Annotated in this window: 4 protein-coding genes and 3 pseudogenes; 4 read left to right on the forward strand and 3 right to left on the reverse strand. The window is 55.1% G+C overall.

The features are described 5' to 3' along the window. From MKK68_RS20625 to MKK68_RS20635, 3 genes and pseudogenes are all read left to right on the forward strand, one after another. Positions 1-503, forward strand: a 503-nt coding sequence (locus MKK68_RS20625) for a cupin domain-containing protein (RefSeq protein ID WP_244032771.1), incomplete at its 5' end; no start/stop codon positions are given. A 60-nt stretch (positions 504-563) separates the two neighbouring features. Beyond that, a pseudogene (locus MKK68_RS20630) lies at positions 564-1,583 on the forward strand (IS481 family transposase). A 190-nt stretch (positions 1,584-1,773) separates the two neighbouring features. After that, a complete protein-coding gene (locus MKK68_RS20635) occupies positions 1,774-5,052 on the forward strand; it encodes a glycosyltransferase (RefSeq protein ID WP_244032775.1) in 3,279 nt (1,092 codons plus the stop codon). A gap of 904 nt (positions 5,053-5,956) precedes the next feature. Here the strand turns inward: MKK68_RS20635 and MKK68_RS20640 are convergent. Both MKK68_RS20640 and MKK68_RS20645 read right to left on the reverse strand, forming a co-directional pair. Then, positions 5,957-6,337: a stability/partitioning determinant gene (locus tag MKK68_RS20640; RefSeq protein WP_244032778.1), complete on the reverse strand. Its 381-nt coding sequence runs from the start codon at positions 6,335-6,337 to the stop codon at positions 5,957-5,959. Beyond that, the gene (locus MKK68_RS20645) at positions 6,337-7,029 is read right to left on the reverse strand and encodes a ParA family protein (RefSeq protein WP_147765245.1); all 693 of its coding nucleotides are present in this window, start codon (positions 7,027-7,029) and stop codon (positions 6,337-6,339) included. The genes MKK68_RS20640 and MKK68_RS20645 overlap by 1 nt, the downstream gene beginning before the upstream one ends. A gap of 511 nt (positions 7,030-7,540) precedes the next feature. Here MKK68_RS20645 and MKK68_RS20650 point away from each other — a divergent pair. Next, positions 7,541-7,636: pseudogene (locus MKK68_RS20650) on the forward strand (IS6 family transposase); the annotation flags it as partial. A 186-nt stretch (positions 7,637-7,822) separates the two neighbouring features. On the opposite strand, the pseudogene MKK68_RS20655 reads toward MKK68_RS20650, so the two are convergent. Beyond that, positions 7,823-7,953, reverse strand: a pseudogene (locus MKK68_RS20655) (IS5/IS1182 family transposase); the annotation flags it as partial.

A 7,953-nucleotide genomic window follows, 5' to 3' on the forward strand; every position in this document is an offset into this window, starting at 1 on the left:
TGGTGCACAGCGAGGGCGAGGGGCTGACCACGGTGGTCGGCCTCGACGACGTGGTGGTGGTGGCGACCCCCGACGCGGTGCTGGTCGCCTCGAAGGCGCAGTCGGGCCGGGTCAAGGAGCTGGTCGGGGTGCTGCGGGCCCGGGCCCATCCGGAGGCCGACGCGCACCGGCGGATGTACCGGCCCTGGGGCTGGTACCAGAGGGTCGACATCGGCGAGCGCTTCCAGGTCAAGCGCATCATGGTGACGCCGGGCGGGCGCCTGTCGCTGCAGAAGCATTTCCACCGCGCCGAGCACTGGGTGGTGGTGAAGGGCACGGCGGAGGTGACGCTGGGCGAGCGCCTAGTCCTCGTGCACGAGAACGAGGCGGTGTACCTGCCGATCGGCGCGATGCACCGGCTGGCCAACCCCGGCAAGATCCCGCTCGAGCTGATCGAGGTCCAGGTCGGCTCCTACACCGGCGAGGACGACATCATCCGCGTCGAGGACATCTACGGACGGTGAATCAAACAATGAATTATTTAGATGTTTGGTCCCGCCGTCTGATGATACATCTGATGCCATATGGATGGACGCGCTGCGAGACAGGTTCTCCACGGCAGCGCTACAACGACTGAGACGGTCCGACGGGCAATCCAAGCTCGTAAAGAGAGCGTGAGAGCCGCCGCGAAGCACTACGGGATCAGCCCAACCACTGTACAGAAGTGGCGTTCACGTCCGACCAGAACCGATGCGCGGATGGGACTGAAGGAACCTCACGCCACGGTGCTGAGCCTGGGGCACGAGGCGGTCATCGTCGCCTTTCGCCGGCACACCCTGCTGCCACTGGATGACTGCCTCTACGCGCTTCAGCCTAGCATCCCGCACCTAACCTGCTTGTCGCTGCACCGCTGTCTGCAACGGCAGGGCATCAGTCGTCTGCCGGACGTCGACGGCGACAAGCCCAAACGTTCGCGCTCCAAAGCCTACCCGATCAGCTACTTCCACATCGACATCACACAGGTCAGCACCGAACAAGGCGAGCTCCATCTGTACGTTGCCATCGACCGCATGAGCAAGTTCATCTTCGTCCAACTTCACGAGAAGGCGACTCAACGGATTGCGGCAGCCTTTTTATGCGATCTGGTCGCAGCGGTGCCCTACACAATTCGCACGCTCCTGACCGATAACGGCATTCAGTTCACCGACAACAAACCGGTGAACGCGGAGGCCGACGCCAAGGTGGCTGCCTATTGAGCCGAGCGCAATGAGCTGCGCTTGTACCGCCGGCACTCGTTCGAATGGGCCTGCGAGCAGACCAAAATCGAGCATCGTCTGACCAAACCACGCTACCCGTGGACGAACAGATAGGTCGAGCGGATGAACCGGACCATCAAGGACGCCACGGTCAAGCGCTACCATTACGCCGACCACGACGAGCTGCGTTGTCACCTGCAACTGCTCGTGGAGGCCTACAATTGCTGGCGCCGTTTGAGGACCCTGCGAGGCCTTACGCCATACGAATTTATCTGCCAAACTTGGACGACTGAGCCCGAACGCTTCAAGTTCGAACCGTCACATCATATGCCACGACTAAACATCTGACGGCATTACATGATATTAAATTTTGCAAGTAGCAATGAAACTCGATCTCTTCCCCTCCAAAACATAGACGACCACTTCCTCCTGCCGCAATCGTCATCTGACTAAACTCACTCCAAAATTGCTCAGAAACGCTGATGATTGCATTTACAATTTTGGCGCGCAAAATTTCTCACAGAACCATGAGTGACTTATGAACATACCGAACAGTCATATTGAAAATGCCATCAATAAGATGTTAATAGTTATTCCCTCGATTAACGGGGGAAAATTACTTTTTAGAATGTTTAGCTCAATGCGTAATGTTCTGCACCGGATAGTCGTCTTAGATCAAGGGAGTACGGACGATACCAATGTAGTTTGCAGTGAGTTTGGCGTGGAAATTATCCAACTAGGCACAGCTCGAACTTATACGCAAGCTTGCAATATCGGAATGAGTCTCGCGAAGGAACGAGACTGCCAATATCTCGTTGCGGCAAATAACGATATTAGGCTTATCACGGACGTCTGCCGCCAGCTTCTTCAAGAGATGCTGCGCGATGACAATCTCGCCATCGTCGCCCCGGCGCAGATGGTCGTGGATGAAGTTGCAGGCGAGCGAACGATGACCTACCGAGTTCAGTGGAATCTCACTGATGTAAGCTTCTCTCATGACCATGCGGCTCCTGACCGACGTATTAAACGGCTCGAAGCAGATTTTTGTGAGCTTACTTTCGCTCTTATTCGTATTGCAGCTGCAGACGAGGTAGGTTTTTTAGACGATGCCTTTGGCTTCTACTACGAAGATGCAGATTTTTGTTTCCGACTGCGTGAGGCTGGTTACGCAAGCGCTTATATACCTGAAGCACAAATTGAGCACTTCACAAGCTCTACTTTCTCAGGTGATCTCGCCCCGCGGAGAAAGAAGTACCTCCACAATAATAAATTCTTGTTTGCGAAGAAACACCTCGGCTATGGAGTCAATCATGCAGATCATGGTACGACTGGTTCGACTTCTTGGGAGGTCATGAATCGTCATCTGCACTATACATTGCGTTTGAATGGTCTGCTTGACTCGACTAAGCCGGAACTAATCTTTGCTCATCCCGGTACGGAGCCTTTTAACTACCTCTATACTGCTTGGGAGACGACCCGACTCCCCCTTGGCTGGGCCGAGGCGGCGCGGCGCTACAAGAAGGTCATGACAGCGTCACGTTGGGTAAAGGCGGTCTTTGAGGCTGAGGGCGTACCGGACGTGACATGGGTGCCGCCCGGAGTTGAGACAGACGTTTTCACCCCTTGGGGTCTGCGCGACCGCCCGTTCGACGAAACGACATTCCTGTGGTTTGCCCGCAATCAGCACCGTAAGGGGCTCGACGTCATACGTGCGGCCTGGACCGCGCTGCGCATGCAACGCCCTAACGTGCAGCTCATCATCATGGGACAAGACGTCCTTGACGTCTTCGGACTTCGCGCGGAGGCCACACAGGTGGGCAACCTTCGCATGGCGCGCATCACGGGTGCCAACGTGAGCGTCTGGGAAATGGTGGGCTCACTTTCTGACGCAGAGATCGCCCAAATTTATCGCGGTGTTGACTACTACGTGTCCACCGCTCGATCGGAGGGCTTTGGTTTTTCAACCGCGGAAGCAATGGCCTGCGGAACAATACCGATTTTTGGCTGCTACAGTGGCAGCACTGATTTAGCGTACGAAGGCGCGCTCCTCTTTTCGGGACAATCTGTCCTAGCGGATTACAGGGACAAGGGCTTCGGAGATGTCGGCTATTGGTGGGAACCCGACGCGGCCGAGATCCTAGAACGACTTAACGAGGCTTGTGCGATGGATGCGAAAGCGTATTCCGGGCATTCACAGGTCTGTCGCAAACACATTACGGCGGGATTTACGTGGCGGCACACTGCTTTTACGATGCGTACGGCGCTTAAAGACTCACAATATCAGCGTGAAGTCGTTCCAGTAAATACAAACACCGGACAAGACGCCACGCATAATGAAATTATTGGCTTTGCTTCACATCTAGAGGCTGTTAATCAAACATCAAAATCAGGCATCTTGGATCGATATTTTTCGTTAGGCCGTAAACGTAAGGGGATTCAAATCTCAAAATATTTTAGTTCTTTTGATAAGGAATATTACATCAGAAACAATCAGGATGTATTCCTTGACGGACAAGACCCTCTTGAGCATTTCATTAGGATTGGGTGGAAAGAAAGCCATCGAAGGCCTTCGGAATATTTTGATACGCGCCAGTATATTGCTGCAAATTCACAGGTGCGACGGGCACTTTTGCGCGGGGAGCGCGTCTTAAAAGGTTTTAAAAAACCTATCCCTCTTGAGAGAACTCCGGCAAAGAATGGCGTTCTCTTTATCGGCTATGTTGAAGCTAGCCTCGGACTTGGTGAGTCACTTCGCAATTTGATTTCATCCGTCGCGCGGGAGCCTTTTCCCTTTGCGATATATCCCTACAACGTGCTTGTAGAAGACCGCTTCTCCGGGCAGTTCATGCCTGAGCGCTATGATCTTGAGGGCAGATACCGCGTTAACGTCTTCGAAGCTGCTGCCGACCAGCTACCAGCTTTCTATAAAAACCTTGAACATCGGATAGAAGGGGGTTACAATATACTTAGAACATATTGGGAGCTTTCAGAAACACCTCGTGATTGGGGACGTCAGCTCGATCGCATACATGAGATCTGGGCGCCCACTCGGTTTGTTGCAGAAGCCTTCCGCAAAATTTATGATGGCCCAATTACGATCGTACCGCCATGCATCAACGTTGAAATTCACGAGCATCAGGATCGCAATTTTTTCGGATTAGATAAGTCGCGATTTTATTTTCTTTTTAGTTTTGACTACAATTCGTGGCCTTCACGCAAAAATCCTATCGGAGTGTTGGAAGCTTTTGCTAAAGCATTTCCAGGTAATGAAGAAGTTGGTCTTATCATTAAATCGACCGGCGCACCCGAACACAGCCCTCGGACGCGAGGCTTAGTCGCGGCGGCTGCGGCGCGAGACTCACGAATTCGCGTGATTGACTCGACTTTAACACGGGCCGAAATTCTTTCTCTAATCAAACAGTCCGATTGCTATGTTTCACTCCACCGAGCCGAAGGCTTTGGACTCGGTATGGCGGAAGCAATGGCGCTTGGAAAACCAGTAGTAGGAACAAACTTTTCAGGGAATACAGATTTTTTAACCGATGAGACAGGGTTTCCAGTTCCTTATACGCTTAGGCCTCTCATTGATGGCGAGTACACCTTCACTGATCATCAGGCATGGGCTGAGCCTAACGTAGTGAAGGCCGCTGAGATATTTCGGAAGGTTTATCACGATCCAGAATTACGGCGGGTGCGCGCTGCGGCGGGCCGTACATTTATTAGCACTCAACTCGGTCCAGAAAACATTGGCCGCCTTGCTACTAATCGTTTGCGACAGGTACTTGCGATGTTGGAAAATGTAGCAAAATCAGTATAATATAAATTACCTTGTTGGGGTAGTTCGTCACAGATGCGATTTCGTCGATGACACGGTTCTTCTCCGCCCGTCCGCTGCCTCCTTTTCGAACCACTGTGCCGGTGGATAGCTCCCCATGAGGCAGTAGAGAACGCGACAGCGTTGTCACGCCTTAAGATTGTCACGTGATGACGCCGTCATGCTTTGCAGCTTGCTGGGGCGTTTCGATTGAACTGGGTACACTACAATCTTATCTCGTTCGAGGCGTTCAGTGTCTTCGATCTGCAGCAAAATGGATTATCGCGGGTTCGGGTTGGATTGCAGCGACCAACACCGGACTCGGCAAACTGAGTACGGCAGCCTCGATCATCGGATGCGCCTCTCAACCTCTGGTACGGCTGACAGGCCCACGTGGTGGCCCTTGGCCATCAGCGCTTTGAGCACGAGGTACTTCAACGGGGCGTGTCGCAAAGATTTTTGCCGCAAAAAACTCTGCTCCCAGCACCGGTGCACCTCAATCCGCTGGGGCGGTTTCGACCCCATTAGACGGCTTCACTAACCTCGGCGAGGTAGATCATTGGGTGGTGAACAGGCAACGCAACGTCCTGTTTGGAGAAGATTATTTCGGCCGTTGAACGTTTGTGACACGCCCATCGGCGATGATTCCGTTGTCAGACTGCCGCCCCTGGCAGCCTGATCCTCCCGGCCCAGGCGGGCAGTCGTCGTGTCGATCGGCGAGCTACACCACGCCAATGGACTTGACCTTTCAAGTTCTTGAAGCGCGCCATGTACGGCCGCGACAACCTCGATCTCCTCCGCCGACGGTTCCTCCTCGCAACCTAATCCACCAAGCTTGGCGAAGGGCCACCTCGTGTGGGCCGATCAACGAACAGATCAAACTGAAGATCGGTGACAGGCTTCCGGGTCACGGTTTCGCAGTCAGGTCCCGTTCCAAGGCAGACAGGGCGCGCTCAAGCGTTTCACCCAGCACCCAGCCCTGTTCGTCGGATATGCGATAGAAGGCGTCGATGGCGTCCTGAGAGGCTTTGACGTTGAACTGCACGTTGCGACCCGTCCGGTGCGTCCGGGGCTGTCTGCGGGGTTTTAAGGCGGCTGCAGTAGTGGGATCGGCAGCAGGTTTTGGAGTGACCTTGGTCGGTTCCCGGCTGTGGAAATTCGCAGCCTCTGAAACCTCCCTCACCTTTTCGAGCAACGGCGCGGCCTTATCCGGCGCGGCCTTCGGCTTGAACGCCGTTAGGTCCAGATCGTCGTCACCGTCAAACAGCTTTGCGCGTGAGTTGGACATTACGCCACCTCTGCCTGCGCCTGAGCTGCGTTCGCCTTCAACAGCGCTACAACCTCGGCCGCAAACGAACGAGCGTTTTGCTGTGCGGCCTTCACGTTACTGACCTGTGAGCCGTCGAGGCCGGACAGGGTGCCGCCATAGGAGAAGATTGCCCGAAAGGCGGCCCGTTCCACCATCTGCGTGGCAAAAACCGGAACGCCGGCCTCGGTCAGCTGCGCCTGAACGTCCCGCAGGTCGCGGGTTTCGATGGCCGCACTGGTACGGGTGAACAGCACCGAACACGGAATTTGCCGGTTGAAAGCCTTCTCCTGGCGCTTCACCAGTTTGAGGGCTTTGACCGCTTCGGCGGCGTCGAGCTGGCTTCCCTGTGACGGGATGATGATGAGATCGGCCCGGCTCATGGCATAGCCCACCATCATCGAGGCCGTGCCCTCGAGGTCCACGACCACGAACTGCGCGGTTTTCTCGGCGCCCTCGATAGCGTCGATGATCGTGTCCTCGGTCACGTTGTCCATGACAGTCAGGTTTTCCGGCTTGCCGGGGCGTTGCGACCACTTGGAGAGCGGCTTGTTCGGATCAGCATCGATCACCGTTACTGAAGCTCCCTTCCCTGCTAATTCCGTGGCGAGAAGGATGGCGGATGTCGATTTACCCACGCCCCCCTTGGGACTGGCGAAGATGATGGTTGGCATGCTGGATCACGATGGCGAAGGAAATTGAACTTGGATTCAAAGATACTGGAATGCCTTCGGATACTCAATGGCTATGTATCGCGTATCAGATAGCATTAGGATATCCGTTTGGTACCGTAAGGCATTCTAGAAGCTGTCCGATATCCATACCTTATGGGCAACCACAGGAGTGGATAACCATCTGGTATCGGAAGGCTATCGTTCATAATGGTGTGACCGCACCGTGTCGCGTCTGCTGTGGGGTTTGTAGGTGCGGTGAGCCTTGCGTTCAGCCGCGGATTTTCGCGGCTTCTGAGGGTAGTCTTCTCCTGATTATCCGTGGCGGCGGTTTGGATTGCAGTGGTGTCAAAGTCGCTTTGCAGCTTCGTAGTCCCATCTCGTGCGGCAAGGTTGGCATTGCCGGCAGGGGAGGGGGTATGCTGCGGGGTCTGCCGCCAAGGCGAGCGTGCCTTTCTTCGCGGATCGTTAGCCATCCCAGACCAGCTTGCCGCCTCCGCCCTGGAGCCGGTCCATGATCCTGTCTGCTATTGCTGCGAAGCTGAAACAGCGCTCCAAGGCCAATTTCAAAGCTCGGCACTTCGAGGCGGCGCCCATTGTCCAGGCCGTCTACCGGGCGCTCAACAAACACAGCAATCTGGTCGATTTCCTACTGACTGTGCTTCGGACACCAGCGCACGCCGCATTCTCGCACCCGCTTCAGCCTCTCCCCCGTCCACGCCCGGATCAGCTCACGTTTGAACTCGGCCAGACGTCCGAGGAGCGCGATCATGAGCCAATTGTGTGAGACCCCGTTTCATAAGGGGTGCGCGAGCCGTCTGACGAGGATCATAGCGGCCGCCAAGACAAAGAAGGCGAGCGCCGAGGACGGGGTCGCCTCGTAGTCGCGGGCAAGCCTGCGGCATCGGGCGATCCAGCCGAAAGTCC

This window comes from Methylobacterium sp. E-016, assembly GCF_022829745.1.
Taxonomy (GTDB): domain Bacteria; phylum Pseudomonadota; class Alphaproteobacteria; order Rhizobiales; family Beijerinckiaceae; genus Methylobacterium.

Bases quoted from the DNA above. Each gene is read 5' to 3' on its own strand.
- MKK68_RS20635 (WP_244032775.1), top strand. From the start codon at position 1,774: ATGAACATACCGAACAGTCATATTGAAAATGCCATCAATAAGATGTTA.
- MKK68_RS20640 (WP_244032778.1), bottom strand. From the start codon at position 6,337: ATGTCCAACTCACGCGCAAAGCTGTTTGACGGTGACGACGATCTGGAC.
- MKK68_RS20645 (WP_147765245.1), bottom strand. From the start codon at position 7,029: ATGCCAACCATCATCTTCGCCAGTCCCAAGGGGGGCGTGGGTAAATCG.